Here is a 25,154-nt window from a genome sequence, read left to right on the forward strand (position 1 = left end):
AATGTAAGAAACATGCCAATGTTTGACAGAGCCAACAATTTCTTATAATATAGTTATTGTTAAATTTATGTCGCAATCTGCGACAGAATGGAGATTATCATGAGTTTTTCATATTTAAAAAAGATGCCGGATCCGGACACCATCAAAAGTGAATTTGCCTTAACACCGGAGATGAAGGCATTAAAGGCTGACAGAGATCAGCAGATTGCAGATATCATTACAGGAAAAGATGACCGCGTGCTCGCCATCATCGGGCCATGCTCCGCAGACAACGAAGATTCTGTCTGTGAGTATGTCAACCGCCTGACCTCCGTACAGGAAAAGATCAAAGACCGTGTGCTCATCGTTCCTCGTATCTATACCAATAAACCTAGGACCACCGGTTCCGGTTACAAGGGCATTGCTTCCCAGCCGGATCCTACCAAGGCACCGGATATGGTCGAGGGTCTGATCGCCATGCGTAAAATGCACTTGCGCGCTATCGCAGAAAGCGGTTTTACCTGTGCCGATGAGATGCTCTACCCGGAGAACTGGCCTTATGTTGAAGACCTGCTCTCCTACGTTGCCATCGGTGCACGTTCTGTAGAAGACCAGCACCATCGTCTGACCGTCAGTGGTTTTGATGTAGCAAGTGGTATGAAGAATCCGACCAGCGGTGACTTTTCCGTTATGCTCAATTCCGTATATGCAGCACAACATGCACACCACTTTACTTTTTCCGGTTACGAGGTGCGCACAACCGGCAATCCTTTGGCGCATACGATCCTGCGCGGGGCTGTCAGCAAGCATGGCAACTGTGTACAGAACTACCACTACGAGGATCTGGTTCGCCTTTCCGATATGTATGCCTCTATGGATCTTGTCAATCCGGCTACGATCGTGGATGCCAACCACTCCAACTCCAACAAGCAGTTCAAGCAGCAGATCCGTATCGTCCGTGAAATCATGATGAGCCGCCAGTTCTCAAGCGATGTCAAGAACCTGGTCAAGGGCGTCATGGTAGAAAGTTATCTGGAAGAAGGCTCCCAGAAGATTTCCGATCATCAGGTCTATGGCAAGTCCATCACCGACCCATGTCTTGGATGGGAGGATTCTGAGAAGTTGCTTTATATGATCGCCGAGTTGAATAAATAAGAGGGGATTTATAGATTTATATGAAACGTGAACAATTAGGAAGTCGTCTGGGCTTCATCATGCTATCGGCGGGGTGCGCTATCGGCTGTGGAAATATGTGGAAATTTCCATGGATGTGCGGGCAAAATGGTGGCGGCTCTTTTATGCTGGTCTATATCATCTGTCTGATTATCCTCGGCATTCCGGCTCTTACCTTGGAATTTGCGATCGGCAGAGCCGCACAGACCAGTCCTCTCAATATGTATAAAAAATTGGAAAAGCCGGGTCAAAAATGGGGTGGTTTCGGCATTATCTGTCTGATCGGTAATCTGGCACTGATGGCATTTTACACCGTGGTATGCGGATGGCTCGTCTATTATTTCTGTAAATTTGTTGCCGGTAGGCAGCAGACTTTAGGATTTGCCTCCATGATCGCAAGTCCAACGATCAATGTGACTTTCCTGTTCATAACGGTTGTCCTTGCCTTTTTCATCCTGTCCTTCCATTTACAGGGCGGGCTTGAGCGGATCACAAAATTTATGATGAGCGCACTTTTAGTGCTCATGCTGGTACTGGCAGTCCACAGTCTTTTGTTAAAAGGTGCCGGACAAGGCTTACTTTTTTATCTGAAACCGGATATTTCCAAGATCAACGGATCTGTCGTGGTTGCCGCCATGAACCAGGCATTTTTCACGCTTTCCACCGGTATGGGAAGCATGGCGATCTTTGGCTCTTATATCGGAAAAGACCGCACCCTCATGGGCGAAGCCCTGCATGTCATCACGCTTGATACTTTAGTCGCTTTTTTAGCAGGTGTCATCATCTTCCCTGCATGTTTTACCTATGATCTGGAAGTCGGTGCCGGACCGAGCCTTTTATTTGATACGATGGCAACCGTCTTTAATAATATGCCCGGTGGGCGCGTCTGGGGATCCTTATTCTTTTTGTTTATGATCTTCGCTGCGCTCTCCACGGTACTGGGTGTCTGCGAAAATATTCTTGCCATGGTCCGCGAACTAACCGGTTGGTCCAGACCAAAGGGAAGTCTGGTCTGTGGCATCATCGTCTTTTTACTGGCACTGACAACAGCACTCGGATTTAATGTCCTGCATTTCCAGCCATTTGCTGAAGGGACGACCTGGATGGACTTTTGGGACTTTGTTGTTTCTACTAACATACTGCCGCTGGGTTCTCTCGTCCTCGCCCTCTTCTGCTGTCATAAGTTTGGCTGGGGATGGGATAATTTCTTTAAGGAAGCCAATACCGGTGTCGGGCCTAAGATGAAGAACTGGCAAAAGCCCATTTTTACCTTCGTGGTACCTGTGATCATCGCCATCATTTATATTTATGGCATTGCGACTTTTTCTTGGAAGTAAATATTCCTATCATAACAAAACGCTGTAGGTTTGACCCACAGCGTTTTCTTTTCCTTATTCTGTTTCTTTCTTGCTCTCCCGCAAATAATAAATCGTCGGCACGACCACCATGGTAAGTATGGTAGAAAAGAGCAGTCCGAATAATAGCGTTACCGCCATCGGCGCTGACATGGGATCCTGTGATACGATCAGCGGTACCAAACCGATACAGGTCGTAACACTAGAGATCATGATCGGACGAAATCTTGCTGCCACCGCACTGCGGCAGGCTTCCCGGACGCTCTCGCCATTCCTTCGTTTCTCGTCGATGACCTCGATCAGAAGAATACCATTATTTACCACAATGCCAAAGAGGGCAACAATGCCCAAAAGCGCCATCGCCTGAATGTTCATGTTTAAGATCCAGAGTCCAAAGCAACAGCCGATCAGCGACAACGGTATGGAAGTCAGTATGTTGAGCGGCTTTCCAAAATCCTTAAACTGCAGAAGCAGGATAATGTATATGATCAAAATCGCCACACCTGCCGCCTTGATCAGATTTCCGACCAGAGTCATCATATTGCTCATCTCGCCCTGTTCCACAATGGTAAGTCCCTCGCTATCCATTTTGTCCAGATATTGTTTTTCAAATTTTGATTCGATCGTACCGGATACATAGCCGGATTGCACACCGGATAAGACATTGACATACCGCTTTCCGTTATAATGGTTGATCAGCGGAATAGTCGGCTCCAGCGTGATGTCCGCCACCTGCCCCAACAAAACATGGGTATCACTGACGGAGCCGGAAATTGGCAGATTTTTCAGTTGTTCCAGACTATCCACCTTTGCCCTAACGACTATATTCATCTCATCCTCTGCGCCGGTATAAGTGGATGCCGTTGCCCCCATAAGGCTGGTATTGAGTTGCTTGACCACATCATATTTCAAAAGTCCATAACTGGATAATCTCTCACTGTCCAGATTTACCTTGTACTCATATTGTGCATTTACGGAAGTGTCACGCACATTCGTCGTTCCTTCTATCTGGGACAGGTCTTCTACCATCTGTGCCGCAAATGCATTGATTTCATCCAGATCATCCCCCGATACCGTATAAACGATCTTATCATCTGCCGGCAGGGAGTATTCCAGACATTTGACCTCAATGCTTGCGCCGGTAACCTTCTCATTGATTTCCTCTTGCAGTTGTTTAGCAGCCTTTTCCGTACTGCCAACCTTTTTCAATGCATCCTCATCTAACTCCAGCATGATGCGCCCGGCATTGTCTGCATCATTCATGGAAGGTACCGATATGAAGAAACTCGGCAGCCCGCCGCCGATGGCTGTAGTATAATGTGCCACCAGTTCATCCTCTTTTAAGACATCTTCTACCTGATCTATGACTTTTTCCGTCGCATCCAGATTCATGGTTTCTCCACTGACATCCAGATAGATCACCGGCTTTGATGAATATGGGAAAAACTGCATGCCAAGTTGTGTGGCTAAAAGTGCTGCCACGCCAAGCGTTGCAAAGGAAAACACCAGCGTCCGCTTCGGATAGCGAAGCCCGATCCCCAGCAGGCGGTCAAAAAATCTATGCACCGGATTCGGCTTTTTATTTTCTTTTTCTTTTTCCGGTTTAAAGAAGAAATATGCCAAAACCGGAATACCGCACATCGCCATGATATAGGAAGCGATCAGGGATGTGATAACAACCGTAGGGATCGTTCCTGCCACCTTACCGATCGTCCCCGGGATAAAATAGATAATACTAAAGGTCACGATCGTTGTAAGTGTACTGGTCAGTACCGGCAGCCAGGTTTCTTTGACACCGCCCACAATGGCTTCTTCTTTTTCCTGTCCGGCGTTCATGCGCTGTTGGATCGCTTCGCTGATCACAACCGCATTATCCACCAAAATACCCAGACTGATGATCAAGGCTGCGATCGATATAAACTGAAACTCGATATTTAAAAGATACATGACCGTAAAAGTCACCAGAACACTGATTGGCAGTGCCGTACTGATGACAAGTGCATTGCGGATACCGACACCGATCAGGACAACCACCATGATCAGCAGGACACTTTCGATCAGATTCAAGATAAAGCCGTTGATATTTTCGCTGATTGCCTCCGGCGCATACATGACTTCATGGAAATCCAGATTTTCCGGCAACTGCTTCTTGATCGTATTGATCTGACTGCGGACATCTTTGCCGACATTTACCGCATTGACACCATCATCAAACTTGCCGACCAGAAGAATACAGCCTTTTCCGTCCTGCTCATAATGCTTATCACTGGTGTTTTCCACATAGACATTTGCCACATCCTTTAATTTTACAAAAGAAAGACTGTCATCCGCACCGCCGATCACTGTATTCTCAATATCTGACAGGCTGGTAAAAAGTCCGTCACTGGTCACCGTGACCGTACCGGAATCATAAGCAATACTTCCTGCCGGAATATTAAGGTTCTGCGCCTGCATCAAGGATAAGATATTTTCAATGGAAACATTGTAAGACTGCAATTTCTGGATGTCAGCCTCCACCACAACCTGTTTCGTGCTGGCGCCCTCAATGGATACCGATGCCACATGATCGATATCCTCCAGTTGATCCTTGATCGTATCTGCATAGGCTACCAGTTCCTCCGAAGAATAGTCTTCTCCCGACAAACTAATGATAAATTGATTATTTGAGACCAGATCCGTTTTTACTGTACTTGTCTGGCACATATCCGGCAGGTCGCCCTGCACATCCGATACACATTCTCGCAACTTGGATTCCACCTGGTCGATCGTCACATCGGTGGTATAATACACGATCACGGCGCTTGCAGATTCCATACTCATACTGGTTGTATAGTCCACATTCGCCAACTGCCCAATGGCATCTTCCAATTTATCTGTCACGTATTCCTCTACCTCTTCCGGTGAGGCTCCCGGATAGATAGTCGTCACGAGCGCAACCGCTATGGACGTGTCCGGATTTTCCTGCTTTGGCACCAGATAATAAGAAATGCCGCCCAGTAAAACAATGATCGCCAGAAAGAATACCACAATATAGCGATTATGTAATAAACCTTTTGTTAATTTATCCATGCCCTGCCCCCCTTATTCTGCCTTGTCATAGGACACAGCACTACCTGTACGGACCAGCTTCATGCCTTCGCAGATGATCTTATCCCCTGCTTTTGTTCCTTCGACCAGCACCTGATCATCACTGACTTCCAGGACATTGATATACTCACGCTTTGCCCTGTCATTTTCCACCACATAAACATAATCATTGCCATCATTTAGGATCACCGACAAAGGCAGCCAGATGCCGGTCCGTTCTCCTATATTAATCTCAACGGTTGCCAGTTCTCCCAGATATACCTCCGGATCCGCGGTATCTACCGTCACATCCGTCGCATAAGTCCTGGTATTCTCATCCGGCGTCACATCTATGCTCTTAATATTTCCGGCAAAAGTCTTATCTCCAATCTGGATCTGTGCGGCCATACCGGCAGAAAGGGATGTAATATCTGTCTGTGACACACCGAAATTGATCACAACATCATGCGTTGCCAGAACAACCGCCGGCATGATCGGTGTTGAAACACTGCCCTCTGTCGCAGAAACATTGACCACATATCCCGCCTTGGGTGCTTTCAGCGTACATTTATCTACTGCACTCTGTGCCTTTTCCACATTGTCCGCAGCATTATCATAGGCTTCGTTGGCATTATCCAAGGCATCACGCGCAGAGTCCAGCCGTTCTTTCTGGGCTTTTGCCTCATCGGAATCTGCCCCTTCTTTTGCCTTTTTATCATAGGCTTCCTGAGCACTGTCTACATTTCGCTGATAGACTTCCAAGGTGCTTTGTGCAGAATCCAGTTCCAACTTGGTAGAATAATACTCGGTATTGGTCTCCGGCATATTGCCAAGGCTGCCGTTGCCCGGCTTGTACTGCGACATGCCATCCAACTTGCTCTTGAGGGCATCCACCTTTTTCTGCTGCTCATCCCTTCTTGCTATGGCATCATTTAGATTTTCCAATTCACGTTTGGTACCGCAGGCTGTCGCATAGTCCTCCTGGGCATTCTCATAAGATTCCTGCGCATTTTTTCTTGTCTTGTCCGCATATTCCAAAGTCCGATTGGCACTATCCAACTGATCCTCTGCATCCCCGGCATCCATGGTACAAAGGATCTGTCCCTCTGCGACTTCCTGCCCTTTTTCGACATTCACGGTCTCAATCGTCCCAACCGTTTCAAAGGTACATTGGATGGTTTCTTCCGGCTGGACAATCCCCGTATAGGAAAGACTTACATCACTCCCGGTCTCCCCCGCCTCCATGACCTTGACCTGATAGACCTTTTCCGCCACCTGTTCTTCCTTTTGCTTCTGCTTGCGGACAACCACGATAAAGCCGATCGCCACCGCCAAAATTATCAGAAGTAAAAATACCCAGACCTTTTTATTTTTCAATAATTTCTTTCCTTTTTCCATAATAAATCACCTGCCATTTTCTTACTTTAATTTTAAGGCATAGCGACTATCTTTTACAAGGAAGGACATAAGATTCAATTCTTAAATTTTTATAAATTAAGCCACGGATGGGCTTTATACCATACACGGTGTACATATCCGGACACAAAAAGACACCGATAGCACAAAGTCGTCTTCTGACTCTGCACCGTCGGTGTCTTTTCCGTAAATCTAAATTATAAATTAGAATATCCCATCAGATATTCATCTACTTCTCTTGCACAATCACGTCCCTGTCGAATTGCCTTCACAACCAGCGACTGACCGGTATGCATATCGCCCGCGGTAAAGATCTTGTCTACCGAAGCGGCAAACTTTCCTGCCTCCGTAGCGACATTGGTTCTGCCGTCCACCTTTACCTTAAAGGCATCGGTCACATAAGACTGGCTTCCCAAAAAACCTGCGGCGATCAGCACCAGTTGGCATGGCACTTCTTTTTCTGTACCTTCCACCGGCACCATCATGCGTCTGCCGGTCTTTTCGTCCGTCTTGGATTCCAGACTGACAAGGATAACGCTCTTTAGGTTGCCGCTGCGGTCTTTCTTGAATTCTTTAACCGTCGTTGTATAAATACGCGGATCATGTCCAAAGACCGCGATTGCTTCTTCCTGACCGTAATCTGTCTTGCAGACCAGCGGCCACTGTGGCCAAGGATTGCTCTCCCGTCTCTCATCCGGTGCCTTCGGCATCATTTCCAGTTGTGTGATGGATTTGCAACCATGACGCATGCAGGTACCCACACAGTCATTACCGGTATCACCACCACCGATCACGATCACATCTTTATCCTTTGCAGAGATAAAAGTTCCTTCTTTTAATCCATTGTCCCACAGGCTCTTGGTCGTGGAGGTCAAAAAATCTACCGCAAAGTAGATACCTTTTGCCTCTCTGCCCGGCGCCTGGATGTCTCTTGGATTGGATGCCCCGCATGCTAAGATCACAGCATCATATTCTGCCAGGAGTTCCTTTGGCTTGATGTCCTTACCAACATCTACATTGGTCTTAAAGGTAATGCCCTCTTCTTCCATAACAGCGGTCTTGCGGTCAATGATCTGCTTTTCCAGTTTCATATTTGGAATACCGTAACGGAGCAATCCACCCACACGGTCATTTCTCTCATAGACCGTCACTGCATGTCCTCTGGAATTGAGTTGGTCTGCTGCTGCAAGCCCGGAAGGACCGGAACCGATGACCGCGATCTTTTTGCCGGAACGATTGACCGGCGGCTTTGCGTCTGCCAGACCGTGTGCATAGGCGTATTCAATGATAGCACGCTCATTTTCCCTGGTCGTGACCGGATCTCCGTTCAGCCCGCAGGTACATGCCTTTTCACAAAGTCCCGGGCATACACGGCAAGTAAATTCCGGGAAATTGCTGGTCTTGTGCAAACGCAGGTACGCCTGCTCCCAGTTGCCATGATAGACCAGATCGTTCCACTCCGGTATCAGGTTGTTGAGAGGACACCCCGAGGTCATCCCCTTGATCGTCATACCCGACTGGCAGAAAGGAACACCGCAGTCCATACAACGTGATCCCTGTCTCTGCTGTTCTTCTGTTGAAAGTGGAATATGAAATTCGTTAAAATTCTTGATTCTCTCCTTTGCGTCGATCGCCTGTGACTCCCGACGCTCATATTCTAAAAATCCTGTTGCTTTTCCCATTGGTATCTCCTTTCTCTTACTTTGTCAAAGCGTTGAACGCCTCGATCTGGGCCTGCTCACTGCTGAGTCCCTTTTCTTCCATCTGGACAATAGTCATCATCATCTTCTTGTAGTCGTGAGGCACGATCTTTTTGAATTTCGGCAGATACTGGCTAAAGTTGTCAAATATCTCCTTGCCCTTCTTGGAATTGGTGTAAGCAACATGTTCCGTAATGATCTCCTTTAATTCTAAGACATCATACTTATCTGTCACCGGTTCCAAAGATACCATGGTCTTATTGAGTTTTCGGTAAAGGGATGCATCTTCATCCAGTACATAAGCGATTCCGCCGCTCATACCGGCAGCAAAGTTCTTTCCGGTCTGCCCTAAGACTACGACACGTCCGCCGGTCATATATTCACAACCGTGATCGCCACAGCCCTCTACAACCGCAGTTGCACCTGAATTTCTGACACAGAAACGCTCTCCGGCCACACCGTTGATAAAGGCTTTACCGCTGGTCGCACCGTAAAGTGCCACATTACCGATAATGATATTTTCGTCTTCTTTATAAGTTACACCTGTTGGCGGGTAAACGACTAACTTTCCACCGGAAAGTCCCTTACCAAAGTAATCGTTGCTGTCGCCGACAAGTTCAAGCGTCAGCCCCTTTGGAATAAAGGCACCAAAACTCTGTCCACCGGCACCGTTACACTGTACCGTAAAGGTATCTTCCGGCAAAGATTCGCCAAAGCGTCTGGTGATCTCCGCGCCAAAGAGGGTACCTACGGAACGGTCGGTATTGGTCACATCGATCTGTAGACCCTTTTTGCTTCCGTTTTCCAAAGCGTCCTTAAACTGTTTCAAAAGGATCTTTTCATCTACCGTCTTTTCCAACTGGAAATCAAATACATTTTTCTTGTTGTAGCAGATCTTTCCTGCATCCTTGGCATATGGATTGTCCAAGATCGCAGAAAGGTCGATCTTTGCATATCTGCCCTGTTTTGCACTCTCCTTTACTTCCAAAAGATCCGTGCGGCCTACCAGTTCATCTACGCTGCGCACGCCAAGTCTTGCCATGTACTCACGCAGTTCCTGTGCGATAAAACGCATAAAGTTGACAACATATTCCGGTTTTCCGGTAAAGCGCTTGCGCAATTCCGGATTCTGGGTTGCAATCCCCACCGGACAGGTATCCAGATTGCAGACACGCATCATCACGCATCCCATGGTAACCAGCGGCGCTGTAGCAAAGCCGTATTCCTCGGCACCAAGCATGGCAGCGATTGCAACATCACGACCACTCATGAGTTTACCGTCTGTCTCAATGACAACCTTGTTGCGCAGACCATTCATAGTCAAGGTCTGGTGTGCTTCTGCAAGTCCAAGTTCCCACGGAAGTCCGGCATTGTGAATGGAACTTCTCGGTGCGGCACCGGTTCCTCCGTCATAACCGGAAATCAAAATAACCTGTGCTCCTGCCTTTGCCACACCGGAAGCAACCGTTCCGACCCCCGCCTCAGAAACCAGTTTTACAGAAATTCTGGCGTCTTTATTTGCATTTTTCAGATCGTAGATCAACTGTGCCAGATCTTCGATCGAATAAATATCATGATGTGGTGGCGGCGAGATCAAGGATACGCCCGGTGTGGAAAGTCTTGTCTTGGCGATCCAAGGATAAACTTTCTTGCCCGGCAAATGTCCGCCTTCACCCGGTTTTGCTCCCTGTGCCATCTTGATCTGGATCTCCTTGGCGCTTACCAAGTAACGGCTGGTAACACCAAATCGACCGGATGCTACCTGCTTGATAGCAGAGCAACGGTTCTTTCCGTCCTTGCCGATGGTAAGGCGCTCTTCTTCCTCACCACCTTCACCGGAATTGGATTTTCCGTGCAGCATGTTCATGGCGATCGCCATAGTCTCATGTGCTTCCTTGGAAATAGATCCATAGGACATGGCACCTGTCTTAAATCGCTTAACGATCTCATCTACGGATTCTACTTCATCAATGCTGATGCCCTTTTTCGGATATTTGAAATCCAAAAGTCCGCGCAAGTTCATAATGGTATCATCCTCTTTATTGACAAGTGAGGTATATTCCTTAAAGGTATCATAGTCGCCGGTTCTGGTAGAAAGTTGCAGCAAGTGGATGGTCTGTGGGTTATACAGGTGTTCCTCCTTGCCACTGCGCATCTTGTGTGCGCCCTTGCTGTCCAAGGTATTATCCGTATGCAGATCCAAAGGATCGAATGCCTGTGAATGCAGCATTTCTACATCCTTTTGGATATCCTCGATACCAATACCGCCGATACGGCTGACCGTTCCCTTAAAGTAACGGTTTACCACATCCTCATTGATACCGATGGCTTCAAAGATCTTGGCTCCCTGATAAGACTGGACGGTAGAAATTCCCATCTTGGATGCGATCTTGATGATGCCGCTGATAACGGCTTCATTATAAGAATCCACTGCCGCATAATAATCTTTGTCAAGCATGTTGAGATCGATCAGTTCCTGGATGCTCTCCTGTGCCAGATATGGATTGATGGCAGATGCACCATAGCCCAAAAGGGTTGCAAAATGGTGTACCTCTCGCGGTTCTCCACTCTCCAGGATCACAGAAAGGCTTGTCCTCTTTTTGGTCTGTACCAGATACTGCTGTAAAGCAGAAACTGCAAGCAGGGATGGGATGGCTACATGGTTCTCATCCACGCCGCGGTCAGACAGGATGATGATATTAGCACCCTCTCTGTGCGCACGATCTGCCTCTACATAGAGGTGATCGATGGCTTTTTCCAAAGATGTATTCTTATAATATGTGATCGGGATAGTCTCAACCTTAAATCCCTCCACATCCATATTCTTGATCTTGAGCAGGTCTGTATTGGTCAGGATCGGATTGTTAATCCGAAGCATCTTACAATTTTCTTCTTTTTCCTCTAAGACATTGCCGCTCTCGCCCAGATAGATGGTCGTAGATGTCACGACCTTCTCACGGATGGAGTCGATCGGCGGATTGGTAACCTGTGCAAACAACTGCTTGAAATAGTTAAAGAGCGGCTGATGCTGGTTAGACAGTACTGCCAGCGGTGTATCGATACCCATGGCACCGATGCCCTCTGCCCCATTGAGTGCCATTGGCAGGATGGAAGTCTTTAAGTCCTCGTAAGAATAGCCAAAGGCTTTCTGCAACTTGGCACGTTCTTCCTTGGTGTGGTTCGGTACACGTTTATTCGGGATCTTCAGATCATGCAGATGTACCAGGTTCTTGTCCAGCCACTCACCATACGGCTGCTTGGTCGCATAAGCGGTCTTTAATTCATCATCATCGATCAGACGTCCGGCAACCGTATCTACCAAAAGCATCTTGCCCGGCTTTAAACGGTCTTTGGATAAGATTCTGCTCTCATCGATCGGCAGTACACCAACTTCGGAAGAAAGGATCAGATAGTCGTCCTTGGTCACATAATATCTGGATGGACGCAGACCGTTTCGATCCAGAACTGCTCCCATGATATCTCCATCTGAGAAAAGAATGGATGCCGGTCCGTCCCAAGGCTCCATCATGGTCGCATAATACTGATAAAAGTCCTTGCGCTCCTGATTCATTGCCTGATTGTTGATCCACGGCTCCGGTATGGTCATCATGACGGCAAGCGGCAATGGCAGTCCATTCATGACCAAAAATTCCAAAGTATTGTCAAGCATTGCTGAGTCAGAACCGGAAGTGTTGACAACCGGTGTGATCTTAGAAAGTTCTGTCTCTAAGAACTCAGAATACATAGTCTCCTCACGGGAAAGCATGCGGTCTGCATTTCCCTTGATCGTATTGATCTCTCCATTATGTACGATAAAACGGTTCGGATGTGCTCTCTCCCAACTTGGATTGGTGTTGGTGGAGAAACGGGAATGTACGATAGCGATCGCTGACTCGTAATCTTCATCATGCAGATCAGTAAAGAAGGTACGCAGCTGTCCTACCAGAAACATACCCTTATATACGATCGTACGGCTGGAAAGTGAAACCACATAGGTATTCTCACAGGTCTGCTCAAATACACGTCTTGCCACATACAACTTGCGGTCAAAATCGAGTCCTGTCTTAACATCTGCCGGCTTTTTCACAAATCCCTGCATAATATAAGGCATGCAGTCGATTGCTTTCTTTCCAAGAACCTTTGGATTGGTCGGTACATCTCTCCAACCCAAGAATTCCATGCCTTCCTTTTCCACAATGATTTCAAACATCTTCTTTGCCTGATTGCGGTTCAACTCATCCTGGGGGAAAAAGAACATACCTACACCATAGGTTCTCTCCTCTCCTAAATCTATGCCAAGATTACCCGCGATCTTGCTAAAGAACTTATGCGATACCTGCAACATGATACCAACACCGTCGCCCGTCTTCCCCTCAGCGTCCTTGCCGGCTCTGTGTTCCAGATTCTCTACGATCTTTAGAGCATCTGACACTGTCTGATGTGTCTTGATCCCTTTCATACTGACAACGGCACCGATACCGCAGTTATCATGTTCAAATTCCTGTCGATATAAGCCCGTCTTCTGATTCTTATTCTCCATCGTATCCATCCTCTCTGTATATCTTTTCCTTCCCGAAAATTCATCTGTCGCTAACTAATATACTCCTGCTTTTCCCGTTTGTAAACAACTTTTTCTTTTATATTGTCTGATTATTCGACTATTTTTATATATTTATATTGTTATCTGTCTTTATATATTGTTTTCATATATACACGTACTATTTGTACGTTGTACAGGTACATGTGTACGCGTAGAAAAACACTTTTCCGGTATTTGCCGGACATCTTTTTACAATACAAAGAGATTTTTGACGAATACGATCAAAAGCGGATTGACAAAACACTCCAAATAAATACCGCTTGCCATCATCCCAAAAAGTCCCAGCACATATAAAAGATATCTTGGCAGGCTTTCCCTGCTCTCCAACTCTTTACGCCGAATGAAAAGCCAATACAAATAAGCAAAGAGCATGCCGTAGACGATCCACTGTGGGAGCAAGGCTGCTGCTCCCAGTAGCAGACCTTTCCAACCGTAGATCTTTAGAAAAGACATGAGGAAAATTCCAAGCCAAATGCCACCCAGTCCACTGGCAATATAATATAAGGCTTTTCGCATTCTCGTCAGCCCACACAAGGTCAAGAGCAAGAGAAGTTCACTTCTTCGTATGACCACATACCAGAAAAAATTCCTGCTGTCGCTGATATTGGCATCCAACCGTTCCAGACAGATCCTGCTCCAGCCTGCCACCTCCGTGATCTCCTCCCACAAGAAAAAGCGCACCAAGACCAGGGCAATAAAAAAAGACAAAAGAAATACCCCTCTCTTGCTCCGCCAGCGATGCAGGCGGATCGTCATCGGGAATTTCCTCTGTCTGTGATATGCATCATAATATGAATACTGCTTCATTTGGTTTCACTCCCTGTCCAAATCATCCTTATTCATCTTATGATACTGTACTCGTTTTATGCTACTTATCCTTGCTGTAAGACCTTGACCTGATATGCCAGAATTGCCGAAACCGTCTTGGAATCCTGCATACGCCCGGCATAGATCTCTGTCAAAAGATCTTCCATCTTCCAAGCCTTGATCTCGATGGACTCTGCCTCGTCCAAATGCTGTTGTCCCGGATGGAGACCGGTTGCCAGATAGACATCGATAAATTCATCGCAAAAGGCAACGGTGGTCTTTAATGAGATGAGCGGCTCGATCCGGTCACAGGTGTAACCTGTCTCCTCGGTCAGTTCCCTTCTTGCACAGACCATAGTATCTTCCGTCACGGAATCTCTGGATCCTGCCGGGATTTCCCATGTCATACGTTTTAAGGCATGGCGGTACTGGTGTACCAGTACAATCCTACCATCCGGCAGAACCGGTACGACTGCCGCCGCCCCTTTTCTGTGGCTCACAAAATCCCAGGCTTCCTTGTGTCCGTTTGGCAGGCGCACGGTGTCTGCATAGACATCCAGAATAGAGCCTTTATAAACCAGTTCTCTCTTTTCCACCTCTACGTGTTCCATCTTTCTCACTCCTTCTGATAAAAAGAATGTGCCTTCCGCACATTCCCGTGCCGCGATAAGTTTGTAAAAAAATAGTCAGCTTTCGCTGACTATTTTTTATTTTGCATAATCCGTTACTCTTGATTCACGAATTACATTTACTTTGATCTGTCCAGGATAATCTAATTCTGACTCAATTCTCTTAGAAATATCCCGCGCCAACAATACCATCTCTGCATCGTTGACCTGTTCAGGAACTACCATTACCCGAACCTCTCTACCTGCCTGAATAGCAAAAGATTTTTCGACTCCCTTAAATCCATCGGTAATCTCTTCTAACTGTTGTAATCTGTTTGAATATGCTTCTAATGTCTCGCGTCTTGCACCAGGTCTTGCCGCACTGATCGTATCAGCAGCCTGTACCAAGCATGCGACCAATGATTCCGGTTCCACATCGCCGTGGTGCGCTTCAACCGCATTGATAACAATCGGTGATTCCTTGTATCTCTTACAAAGTTCTACACCGAGCTGTACGTGTGTACCTTCCATCTCTCGGTCGACTGCCTTACCAATATCATGAAGTAACCCAGCACGCTTTGCAAGTCTGACATCCTCGCCAATCTCTGCGGCAAGCAGTCCTGCTAACTGTGCTACTTCAATAGAATGCTTTAAGACATTCTGACCATAACTGGTACGATATCTCATCTTACCAAGAAGTTTGACAAGTTCCGGATGTACGCCATGAACACCAACTTCAAGTGTTGCGGCCTCACCCTCTTCACGGATCAAAGTCTCAACTTCCTTCTGAGCCTTCTCAACCATTTCCTCAATTCTAGCCGGGTGAATACGACCATCTACGATCAACTTCTCTAAGGCAATTCTAGCCACTTCACGTCTGACCGGATCAAATGCAGAAAGAATAACTGCTTCCGGTGTATCATCAATAATCAGTTCTACACCTGTCAAAGTCTCAAGGGTACGGATATTACGTCCCTCACGACCAATGATTCTTCCCTTCATTTCATCATTCGGAAGCTGAACAACAGAGATTGTTGTCTCGGCAACATGATCTGCGGCACACTTCTGGATTGCAGTAACCACAATGTCCTTTGCCTTCTTGTTTGCTTCCTCTTTTGCCTGCGCAACGGATTCTTTGATCAGTTTTGCAGTGTCAAGTTTTACATCTTCTTCAACAGTTTTTAAAAGTATTTCTTTCGCTTGTTCGGAGGTTAATCCTGAGATTCTTTCTAGTTCCTGTACTCTTTGCTGATTTAACTTCGCAACTTCTTCTTTCTGCTTGTTAACCGCACGTTCCTTGGCAGTATATTCAGCCTCACGCTTCTCAAGAGCCTCTAATTTTTTATCCAGATTCTCTTCCTTCTGAAGCACACGATGTTCATTGCGCTGAATTTCTGCTCTACGCTCACGAATCTCTTTTTCGAGTTCATTCTTGGTATTCATAGACTCTTCCTTGGCCTCTAAAAGAGCTTCACGCTTCTTGGTCTCTGCATTCTTGACAGCCTCATCAATGATCTCACGAGCCCTGTCTTCTGCACTGCCAACCTTCTTTGCAGATGCCTTCTGGTAGGAAGCATTTGCGATGGCAAGAGACACCGGAACTGCAACGACTAACGTAACAACCGCTGTGATTATTATCGTAAGCACAGGAGCACCTCCCTTATTTAATTTTATTGTACATACATCATGAAAAATTACTAATCTGCATATAAATACAACAATTAAATTTTATACTTTCTTATATGGCTTGTCAAGAATATATCCCTCAATCCCATTCCGAAAATCCGCCTCGCAGGACACGACTGATCTCACTGGATGCGAAGCCTCTCTGCATAAGGAAACGATACATTTTGGCTTCTTCCTGCCTCGTTGCATTCTCCGGAGCATAGCCTTTCTTCTGCAATAAAACTGCGATCAACTCCATCTGGGATTGCTCCAATTCTTCTTCCATACAACGATCAATGATCTCACGATCGATCCCCTTTTTCAAAAGATCCTGTGTCATGCGCATGCGACTGCGGCTGGTCTGATAAAAGCGGATGTGGGATCTTGCAAGGCGTTCATCATCCAGATAGTGGTAACTTGTTACATAGGCAATGGCACTCTCGATCGCCGGTTCCGGATAGCCGCCCTCGCGCAGTTTGGTCTCCAACTGTCTGGTCGACCGGTCCATCTTTTCCAGCAAGTGCATAGCACGGCGCCTGGCTCTGGGTATGAGGATCTCCTCTAAAATCTTTTCATACATATCCTCTGTGATCTCGTCATTCTCCTGTAAATGCAACTGCCGCACTTCACCCTTGTAGAGTGCAAGATCCACCCCATTGCTGAGGTGGATCTTACATTTATTTTTTCCTGCTGTGTCAATCGATTCTATATACACTGTGACACTCCTATTCTTCTACAGTCTCTGTCTCCTCCGCCTCTTCCGGCTTAAAGTGTGCTCTGACCTGCTGTTCGATCTCATCACGCACTTCCGGATGTTCACGCAGATAGGTCTTGGCATTCTCACGCCCCTGTCCGATCTTGTCTCCATTGTAGGCATACCACGCACCGGACTTGTTGACGATATCAAGATCTGCCGCAATATCTAGGATATCTCCCTCTTTGGAAATCCCCTGACCAAACATGATATCAAACTCTGCCTCTCTAAATGGCGGTGCAATCTTGTTCTTTACGACCTTGATACGGGTACGGTTGCCAATGACCTCTCCCTGCTGCTTGATCGCCTCGATACGACGGACATCCAGACGTACGGAAGAATAGAACTTAAGCGCTCTACCACCGGTCGTCGTCTCCGGATTACCGAACATAACGCCAACCTTTTCACGCAACTGGTTGATAAAGATAACGATACAATTCGACTTGCTGATCACCGCAGTCAACTTACGGAGTGCCTGTGACATCAGACGTGCCTGTAAGCCCACATGGGAATCACCCATATCACCGTCGATCTCTGCCTTTGGAACCAAGGCAGCAACGGAATCCACGATCACGATATCTACCGCGCCGGAACGCACCATGGTCTCTGTGATCTCCAGAGCCTGCTCACCGTTGTCCGGCTGGGAAATATAAAGATTGTCGATATCCACCCCGATATTCTTGGCATAGACAGGATCCAGCGCATGCTCTGCATCAATAAAGCCTGCGATACCGCCTGCCTTTTGTACCTCTGCGACAGCATGTAATGCGACTGTCGTCTTACCACTGGACTCCGGTCCGTAGATCTCAATAATTCTGCCCTTTGGCAGACCGCCCTGTCCCAGGGCAATATCAAGACTGAGAGAACCGGTCGGTACGGTCTCGACCTGCATCTGGTTGCTGGTGTCTCCGAGTTTCATGATCGAGCCCTTGCCATACTGCTTTTCTATCTGGGAAATCGCTGCGTCTAACGCCTTTAACTTATCATCATTTGCCATAACTAAAAACCTCCATATCGAACCTTTGTTCGTTTTCATGTTCTAATACTATTATACTTCCACAAAAAAGTCAACCTCATTTTGTGTTCCTTTGTTATTATCCTGTATCATGGGGATTGTAAAACGAAAAAAGACAGTAGCAAATCGCTACCGCCTTATTATATCCAGTGGTCGTCCCATCTGTCAAGACTCATCTTGGCACCGGCCTTTCCTATCCGGATGAACTTAACTGCGTCCAAACTCTGATAAGATCAATCCCTCGTTTCGATCCAGTGTCATGCCAACGCTCCAAGAGTTGACGAACAAAAGAAGCGGTCTGCCCTTGAGATCTTTGATCTTCTTCATGTCCGAGGTACCGGAGATCTTATCCAGATCAATATCCTCATTTTCGATCCAGCGGATATGCTCATATGGCAGATTTTCCATGCGGATCTCGACATTATATTCGTTATTCAGACGATACTTTAAAACATCAAATTGCAGAACACCGACAACACCGACAATGATCTCCTCCATACCGGTATTGTATTCCTGGAAGATCTGGATCGCACCTTCCTGGGCGATCTGGCTGATGCCCTTCATGAACTGTTTACGTTTCATGGTATCGACCTGGCGCACACGGGCAAAATGTTCCGGTGCAAATGTCGGAATGCCCTCAAAAGCAAATCTGTTTTTTCCGCTGACGATGGTATCGCCAATAGAAAAGATGCCCGGGTCAAATACACCGATGATATCCCCGGCATATGCCTTATCCACGATCTTTCTTTCCTGCGCCATCAACTGCTGAGGCTGGGAAAGTTTCATCGCCTTATTTCCCTGCACATGAAAGACTTCCATACCGGCATCAAACTCGCCGGAGCAGATACGCATAAAGGCGATCCTATCGCGGTGTGCCTTGTTCATATTTGCCTGAATCTTGAAGACAAATGCGGAAAAATCCGGTGAAAACGGATCGATCACACCCTGGTCGGACATTCTCGGCAATGGGGATGATGTCATCTGTAAAAAGTGCTGCAAAAAGGTCTCAACACCAAAGTTGGTAAGCGCCGAACCAAAAAATACAGGGGACAACTCGCCCTTGGACACCAGTTCCATATCAAATTCTGCACTGGCACCGTCCAGAAGTTCGATCTCATCCAATAAGGTCTGTCTCTGATCTTCTCCGATCTCATCTACAAGTGCCGGATCATCAATAGCGATCTCTTTTTCGGTTCCTTCTTTGGTTCCCTTTAAGGTATCTGCAAAGGTCATGACGCGCTTGGTATTTCTGTCATACACGCCCTTGAAGCCCTTACCGGAGCCGATCGGCCAGTTAATCGGACAGGTCGCAATGCCCAGTTCCTTTTCAATATCATCCAGAAGTTCAAAGGTGTCGTTTGCATCACGATCCATCTTGTTGATAAAGGTAAAAATCGGGATATGTCGCATCACGCATACCTTGAACAATTTTCTTGTCTGTGCCTCAACACCCTTGGAGGCATCAATGACCATGACGGCAGAATCCGCAGCCATAAGGGTACGATAGGTATCTTCTGAGAAGTCCTGATGTCCCGGTGTATCCAAAATATTGATGCAATAACCATCATAATGGAACTGCAATACAGAAGATGTAACCGAAATACCTCTTTCCTTCTCAATCTCCATCCAGTCAGACACCGCATGTCTGGCAGTCGCTTTTCCCTTGACAGAGCCTGCTAAATTGATGGCTCCACCATATAAGAGAAATTTCTCCGTCAGGGTCGTCTTACCTGCATCCGGGTGAGAAATAATGGCAAATGTCCTTCTCTTTTCAATCTCTTTCACTAAATCTGACACAGTATGTTCCTCCCATTTATCCTGCGCTCCCGGTATTGCCGGGATCTATATACTATCTATATCTTATCTCAAACTAATTTAGTTTATCTTACATTCACATTCCTTGTCAAGTCTACGTCGGGCATCCGCAAGGCGTGGAGAAGCAGGCGGCAGGGGGCAGGCGTGTCCTGTTGGGCAGAAAATCTTTGGAGCAGGTTAGGTGAGTCTCTGTGAGAAAGTGATTGCTTGCCGTAAACTGTCTCTTGCACAGCTTCGACGGGCGACAGGATGTGTCCGCCTGTGACAGATATTCAGAGGCGTCACACATAAGAGACTCTAATAACTTGGCCGTTTTGCTGTATCCAAAGTCGGCAACCGGCGCAAACGAACATCCGTGTGCGGTTGCGCCTCTCGGGTACATCCCTGTACCCGAGTTGCCGGAATGCTTTCAAGTTATAAGAGTCTCTAATGCGTTTTGCATTCATATCTGTCACAGGCGAACATCATCCTAGGCGACTGTCTAACTTTGCAAAGACAGTTTTTATATGCGCAAGCAATGCTTTCTCACATAGAGACTCCCTGTTCTGCGACAGATTTCTGCCCAACAGGACACGCCTGCCCCCTGCCGCCTGCTTCTCCACGCCTTGCGGATGCCCTCCTAGTTCATGGTCGAGATCACGATATGGTCCGGTGCAATGCCAGCCTTACGGTTGACAACATCTTCTACCTGCGCCCGCTGTGCATCGGTCACCTGACTGGCATTTAAAATGACATCTGCATTTTCTCCTGCGATGGAGACCACGGCTTCCTCAAAGCCCTTGGTTGCCAGCATCATCTCGCAGGCAGCCTCCTTTTCTGCCACTTGAGTAAGTGCCGCCAATTCTTCTACGGCTGCCTGTTTTTCCACATCCGTCAAAGCAGCATTATTGACCACTTCCATCAGCGTTGCCTTGCTGGCTGCCCTGGTCTGCTCCCGATCCATCTTAAGGCTTGCCGCTTTTGACACCTGCACATTAGTACTGTCCGTCAGTACCGTCTCCCCTGCACTGTCATCCCCCATATCATCACTGCTCGCCTCCGTATCGGTCAGGATCTCCTCCTCGCTCAGGGATGCCGACGCCTCCGTATCTTTTGCTTTTTCCTCCTTGCTGTCCTTTGCCGCCATAGTCGCAATATCTTTTTCATCATTTTCATATGTATAATTGAGATAACCGGCTCCGGCAATGAGAAGTGCCAAGGCTGCTACCACGATCTGATTTTTTCGGAATATACGTTTCATGTTCCCTCCTGTGATCCCATTTCTACTATTGATATCTTATGTGCGTCCACGGAAAATAATGCCTGAATCGCCTCATAGATCGCCACTTTTGTCCGATTGTCCGATGCTCCCTCCGCCACCACGCAGACCCCACGGATCTTTGGCTCAATGGTCTTGGTCTCATAGGGTGCATCCTGCGAGAGTACGGTCGTGCGATCAGAACTCATCTCCTCCTTGGTCATCTCCCCCTCTTTGGTCGTGGATGACTGGCTGCTGATGTCCTGTGCCACGACATTCTCCCCCTGATCTTCCAAGGTGATCATGACCCGGACCGCTCCTACGCCATCCATCTGCCCCAACAAGTCTTCCAGTTCTCTCTCCATCTGTTCCACATAAGAAGAACTTTCCGTTTCCGTGGTCTGTACCGACTCTTGCGTTCCGGCATCCTGCTTCTTGGAATCGACCGGTATGGCTATGACCAAGAGCAAAACACCGATCAAAATGCACACGATCCATTTCTGTCTGTCCATATTCTTTAGCATTTTTTCTGCCAATTTCTTCCAGTTTTTCATCATTCCTCCTGCCCATTTACCACTGCATCTATATAATTCTGATCCAAATAAGAATAGTCCTCGGCTTCCTTTTTTCTTTGCTCCCACTGCGCATAATACTGGGAAAAAGTCTGATTCCACTGCTTTTCGTAATCTTGTTTTCCGATCCCTAAAATGGAAGTCAGGCAAAAGAGTACCAAGACCATCTCCAGAAAAAAGCGCAGATATCTGCGATACTGCCCGGAGGGGAGCAGGTACAAAAACATGGCAAAGATCAGAAAAAGAGAAATATACGCCTTGATCCACGCGATCACATCATCTGCCTCCTATTAATGTCGTCATTGCCACCGTGATAAAGATCAGTATGGCGCAGTTGGTCAGCAGTTTAAAAAGCATACCGCCTCCCTTTGCCGCCACCAGTATAGCATTGCTGATCCTTTTATCTGCCACCGGCTCCACAAAGGCTGCCAGAACCCGGTAAAAAAATGTCATGATTCCCACTTTGGACAAGGGTACGGCAACCAGGATCACAAGTACGACCAGAGCCGCCGCCCCGATGCCGCTGCGTATGACATCGCTTGCCGCCAGAAAAAGATCCGATGCCGCCGACAAGGTCGAACCGATCCCCGGCACAAATGCCAGCGATTTTCTCAGCGTCTGTCTGGCAAAGGTATCTGTGACCGGGGCAATGGCATTCTTGATGATATTTAGCCCAAGAACTACGGATGTTAAGATCTTGAGTGCCCAGGAAACCATATTTTCCAAAAGATCCGTCAGTTTGGAAAATCTTCCTTCCTCCATGACATAATTCAAAAGCCCCATGACAACATATATGCGGATCAGCGGCACCAGACCGTCCGCTAAGATCCACTGCACCAGATAGACCACAAGAAAACCCAGTTCATAAAATCCCATAGCCGTTGCATCCCCGCCCGCCACCACAACGGTCGTCGCAAAGACGGGGACAAATGCCGTCATAAAATCCAGCACCACCGCAATGGTCTGCTGCACGACCTGATCCAATAGCAGTACCGACTTCATCAATAGCACCATCAAAAGTGCATAGACCAGTAAAAAGCAGACATTTGATATGTAGGACTGTTCAAAGACCTGCGCAAAATTTTTCAAAAGGGAAAAGGCAATCGTCAAAAGCAGGATATAGATCAGATACTTTCGGTTGGTCTCCCACTCGCCCCAAAAAAACTGCCAGACCATCTGCCCCAGGCCCTGACTGATGTCATATTCCCCAGAGATCAGTTTTTCTACAATTTGTTCAAACCGCAGATCTTCCCATCCGTCACTGCCCCTTAAGGCATCTTCAATACCACTTAAGTCCAATGAGGAAAACAGGCGATCCACTGCGCTTCCTTCCGTCATAAAAATGCCTCCACCGTCGATAAGAACGCCATCAGAACCGGCATTCCCAGTGCTAAGATCGACAACTTCGCCAATACCTGGATCTGCCCGGCAATGCTGGCATAACCCGCATCTTTGCAGATGGCAGATGCAAACTCAGAAATATAAGTAATGCCGATCATTTTTAAGATCACGCCCATATACAGGGCATCCACATGGATCAGGTCTGCCAGACTCTGTATGTAATCCATGACATCCCTGATCTTTGCCAGCACACAAAAAAAGATAAAAAGGCAACAAGCCAAGGAAAGCATCATGGCAAATTCCGGTTTCTGCTGCCGGAACAAAAGTGCCAGCAAGACCGTCACAATGCCAGCCACCGCAACACCTATCAAAGTACCGCCCCCTAAAGATCAAATAATTTTTGCATCATCTCAAAGAGATCTAAAATGTAAGGCACGACCCAGAACAAAACGACCAGAAGTCCGCCCAGCGAGATAAAAAAAGCCTGTTCATCCCTGCCACTGTGTTTTAAGACCTGATTTAAGATAGTCACGATAATACCAACTGCTGCAATTTTAAATAAGAGTTCAATGGGCATATCCTTACAGTAACAGCACCAGAACCAGCATGAGACCCATCCCGGTCGTAGCCGCCGTCACCTTTCCCCTTTCTTTTTTTGTTTGTTGCTCCTTCTCCAGTAACTTTGCAAAAGAATCGTAATAGATACCAAATTCCTCCGCCTGTCCGGGCAGGCAGGCAGAAAATAAGGAGCAAAGAGCCTGTACAAACAGACGTCTTTCCTCCTCTTTCGTAAGCCTTCGCATATCCGGTGTCATTTCTTGCCAGAGCGTCGGTTCCATATCTTCTTTTTTATGCTTCTGCATTTCCCTTAACACTGCCGCAAAGTAATCGGATAAAACCGGGATACCGTGCCCGCTTTCCTGCCTTAGGATGGCATGCATGGGCAGGTTTCTCTGGGCTACCGCCTGCCGTATCCGAAGCAGACTCGCCTGCATTTCCTGTAAAAAGTACCATCTTTGTCGGGAATTATACCACTGCTGTAGCAAAAGTCCCGCTCCCCCAAAAAGAAAGGTGGCTATGCCGATTCCTTTACACATAACAGTTCCCCCGCTTCATCATATAAGAAAAACTGCCGTCTGCCGGACTTTTTGTCGATCCAGAGCAGACGCCGGAAATGACATTTTTCCAAAAGCGGCTCCCACTCTCTTTTCTGCTGATACTCCAAAAGGCTTCCGGCATGCATGGTCGCAAGGACGCCCACCCCACAGTGCATGGCATAGACCAGACTTTCCAGATCCTTTTTCCCACCGATCTCGTCCACCGCCAAGATCTGCGGCGCCATGGTGCGGATCGCCTGCATACAGCCCGCCTCCTTGGCGTAACCGGAATAGACATCCGTATGCAGTCCCACATCATTTTGCGGAATGCCAAAATTGGCTGCCGCCACTTCATATCTTTCGTCGATCAATGCCAGCCCCCGACAGGTCGGACGGTCGGATAGAACCCGTACCAGATCCCGCAAAAAAGTAGTCTTTCCCATGCCAGGTGCCGCCAGGATCAGTGTATGTAAAAATGTCTCCCCCTCTATGAGCCATGGCTCTATCCACGCCGCGCATCCCTTCTTCTCATGGGGAATGCGGATGGAAAAATACATGGGATATTCCATGCCTATCCGTCCGTCTTCCTCTGCCATATACTGCCCGCATAGTCCCAGACGGATGCCGCCATCCAAGGCGAGAAATCCCTGCCGCATTTGCCTGGCATAGGCATAGCGGGAATACTCACAAACATAGGTCAGCATTTCCCGCAGGTCTTCCTCCCCCAGTGCAAGTCCGCCTTTTGCCTGTGTCATCAAGCGCTTTTCCCGGGGATCCAGATAAAAGGATGCCTGCGACGTCACAAACTGTACCGGTCTTTGGATGCGGATGCGGATCTCTTCTAAATCCTCCCGATACCATGTCACCTGCGACAGGATCTCCCGCAGCCTAACCGGAAATATTTTCATTAACTCGTCCATTTGTTCTTCAGCCATAGTCTAATATATGAATGCT

The 25,154-nt window shown here is 47.3% G+C and carries 20 protein-coding genes; 2 read left to right on the plus strand and 18 right to left on the minus strand.

Annotated features, from left to right (window positions below; all coding sequences use genetic code 11):
* Positions 1-99 precede the first annotated feature (99 nt).
* Together DW183_RS10775 and DW183_RS10780 are read left to right on the plus strand one after the other, a co-directional pair.
* Positions 100-1,134 carry a 3-deoxy-7-phosphoheptulonate synthase gene (locus DW183_RS10775; RefSeq protein WP_118282007.1) on the plus strand — a complete coding sequence of 345 codons (1,035 nt, stop codon included), beginning with the start codon at positions 100-102 and terminating at the stop codon, positions 1,132-1,134.
* Positions 1,135-1,154: 20 nt separating this feature from the next.
* On the plus strand, positions 1,155-2,489 hold the full coding sequence (locus tag DW183_RS10780) for a sodium-dependent transporter (RefSeq protein ID WP_118282008.1): 1,335 nt from the start codon (positions 1,155-1,157) through the stop codon (positions 2,487-2,489).
* Between the two features lie 54 nt (positions 2,490-2,543).
* Here the strand turns inward: DW183_RS10780 and DW183_RS10785 are convergent, their stop codons facing one another.
* From DW183_RS10785 to DW183_RS10870, 18 genes are all read right to left on the minus strand, one after another.
* On the minus strand, positions 2,544-5,576 hold the full coding sequence (locus tag DW183_RS10785; protein ID WP_118282009.1) for an efflux RND transporter permease subunit: 3,033 nt from the start codon (positions 5,574-5,576) through the stop codon (positions 2,544-2,546).
* Positions 5,577-5,588: 12 nt separating this feature from the next.
* On the minus strand, positions 5,589-6,971 hold the full coding sequence (locus DW183_RS10790) for an efflux RND transporter periplasmic adaptor subunit (protein WP_118282010.1): 1,383 nt from the start codon (positions 6,969-6,971) through the stop codon (positions 5,589-5,591).
* Between the two features lie 215 nt (positions 6,972-7,186).
* The gene (locus DW183_RS10795) at positions 7,187-8,671 is read right to left on the minus strand and encodes a glutamate synthase subunit beta (RefSeq protein WP_118282011.1); all 1,485 of its coding nucleotides are present in this window, start codon (positions 8,669-8,671) and stop codon (positions 7,187-7,189) included.
* Positions 8,672-8,687: 16 nt separating this feature from the next.
* The gene (gene gltB / locus DW183_RS10800) at positions 8,688-13,229 is read right to left on the minus strand and encodes a glutamate synthase large subunit (RefSeq protein WP_186854625.1); all 4,542 of its coding nucleotides are present in this window, start codon (positions 13,227-13,229) and stop codon (positions 8,688-8,690) included.
* Between the two features lie 249 nt (positions 13,230-13,478).
* Positions 13,479-14,096: a hypothetical protein gene (locus DW183_RS10805; RefSeq protein WP_118282013.1), complete on the minus strand. Its 618-nt coding sequence runs from the start codon at positions 14,094-14,096 to the stop codon at positions 13,479-13,481.
* Between the two features lie 65 nt (positions 14,097-14,161).
* A complete protein-coding gene (locus tag DW183_RS10810; RefSeq protein ID WP_118282014.1) occupies positions 14,162-14,707 on the minus strand; it encodes an NUDIX domain-containing protein in 546 nt (181 codons plus the stop codon).
* A 96-nt stretch (positions 14,708-14,803) separates the two neighbouring features.
* Complete coding sequence (gene rny, locus DW183_RS10815) at positions 14,804-16,300, minus strand: ribonuclease Y (RefSeq protein ID WP_442969794.1); 1,497 nt, start codon at positions 16,298-16,300, stop codon at positions 14,804-14,806.
* Positions 16,301-16,469: 169 nt separating this feature from the next.
* The gene (locus DW183_RS10820; protein WP_118282016.1) at positions 16,470-17,084 is read right to left on the minus strand and encodes a regulatory protein RecX; all 615 of its coding nucleotides are present in this window, start codon (positions 17,082-17,084) and stop codon (positions 16,470-16,472) included.
* Positions 17,085-17,094: 10 nt separating this feature from the next.
* Positions 17,095-18,120 carry a recombinase RecA gene (gene recA, locus DW183_RS10825; RefSeq protein WP_118282017.1) on the minus strand — a complete coding sequence of 342 codons (1,026 nt, stop codon included), beginning with the start codon at positions 18,118-18,120 and terminating at the stop codon, positions 17,095-17,097.
* A 225-nt stretch (positions 18,121-18,345) separates the two neighbouring features.
* Positions 18,346-19,935, minus strand: a complete 1,590-nt coding sequence (locus DW183_RS10830) for a peptide chain release factor 3 (protein WP_118282018.1) — start codon at positions 19,933-19,935, stop codon at positions 18,346-18,348.
* Between the two features lie 637 nt (positions 19,936-20,572).
* Positions 20,573-21,193, minus strand: a complete 621-nt coding sequence (locus DW183_RS10835) for a SpoIIIAH-like family protein (RefSeq protein ID WP_118282019.1) — start codon at positions 21,191-21,193, stop codon at positions 20,573-20,575.
* A complete protein-coding gene (locus DW183_RS10840; protein WP_118282020.1) occupies positions 21,190-21,744 on the minus strand; it encodes a stage III sporulation protein AG in 555 nt (184 codons plus the stop codon). The genes DW183_RS10835 and DW183_RS10840 overlap by 4 nt, the downstream gene beginning before the upstream one ends.
* Positions 21,744-22,037 (minus strand): stage III sporulation protein AF, encoded by a 294-nt coding sequence (locus DW183_RS10845; RefSeq protein WP_118282021.1) that lies wholly within the window; start codon positions 22,035-22,037, stop codon positions 21,744-21,746. Before DW183_RS10845 ends, DW183_RS10840 begins: the two co-directional genes overlap by 1 nt.
* 1 nt (position 22,038) lies before the next feature.
* Entirely contained in the window at positions 22,039-23,100 is a 1,062-nt protein-coding gene (locus DW183_RS10850) for a stage III sporulation protein AE (protein WP_118282022.1), read from the minus strand.
* The gene (locus DW183_RS10855) at positions 23,097-23,474 is read right to left on the minus strand and encodes a SpoIIIAC/SpoIIIAD family protein (RefSeq protein WP_118282023.1); all 378 of its coding nucleotides are present in this window, start codon (positions 23,472-23,474) and stop codon (positions 23,097-23,099) included. Before DW183_RS10855 ends, DW183_RS10850 begins: the two co-directional genes overlap by 4 nt.
* Positions 23,475-23,485: 11 nt before the next feature.
* Positions 23,486-23,680 (minus strand): stage III sporulation protein AC, encoded by a 195-nt coding sequence (gene spoIIIAC / locus DW183_RS10860; protein WP_118282024.1) that lies wholly within the window; start codon positions 23,678-23,680, stop codon positions 23,486-23,488.
* Positions 23,681-23,684: 4 nt separating this feature from the next.
* Entirely contained in the window at positions 23,685-24,200 is a 516-nt protein-coding gene (locus DW183_RS10865; RefSeq protein ID WP_118282025.1) for a hypothetical protein, read from the minus strand.
* Positions 24,179-25,120 (minus strand): stage III sporulation protein AA, encoded by a 942-nt coding sequence (locus DW183_RS10870; protein WP_147403380.1) that lies wholly within the window; start codon positions 25,118-25,120, stop codon positions 24,179-24,181. The genes DW183_RS10865 and DW183_RS10870 overlap by 22 nt, the downstream gene beginning before the upstream one ends.
* Positions 25,121-25,154: the final 34 nt, after the last annotated feature.

This window comes from Roseburia sp. AM16-25, assembly GCF_003473825.1.
Lineage (GTDB): Bacteria > Bacillota > Clostridia > Lachnospirales > Lachnospiraceae > Pararoseburia > Pararoseburia lenta.